This is a genomic window from Xanthomonas sp. BRIP62409 (assembly GCF_003992965.1).
Taxonomy (GTDB): domain Bacteria; phylum Pseudomonadota; class Gammaproteobacteria; order Xanthomonadales; family Xanthomonadaceae; genus Xanthomonas; species Xanthomonas euroxanthea.
The window spans coordinates 1-387 of the sequence record NZ_QEZJ01000001.1; the positions used below are offsets into that span (position 1 = coordinate 1).

A 387-nucleotide genomic window follows, 5' to 3' on the forward strand; every position below is an offset into this window, starting at 1 on the left:
GTTCTAGCTATCACAATGGGTGGCGCATCACGTCGGACGGGCACGACTTCTTAGATAGTGTTCGCGACCCTGAGATTTGGCGAAAAACAAAAAGCGGTGCGGGCCAACTAGGAAGCTGGACGGTAAGAATGCTTGCGGAAATGGCGAGTGGCTATGTTCGGGCCAAAGCAAAAGACCTTGGTCTGCCTCTCTGACATGTCCGTGCAATTGATTGCACGGGACAGGTTCTGAATCCATGTCTCGCTATGCTGCCGTGTCGCATCGTTGGCTATACTGCCCTTTTGAGCGATGCATCAATTTCCCTGGACCGGCAAACTAAAGGCGACCTTGCTGGCGTACGTAGCTGGCTTGCCCAGGTTAGAGGTGTAATTCTAACTGATCTGGGTC

1 protein-coding gene is annotated in these 387 nt (G+C 52.7%); it reads left to right on the plus strand.

Going from position 1 to position 387, the window contains the following annotated elements:
• A partial coding sequence (locus EO170_RS00005; protein WP_126941637.1) for a DUF2513 domain-containing protein occupies positions 1-194 on the plus strand: 194 nt, incomplete at its 5' end.
• Positions 195-387 lie beyond the last annotated feature (193 nt).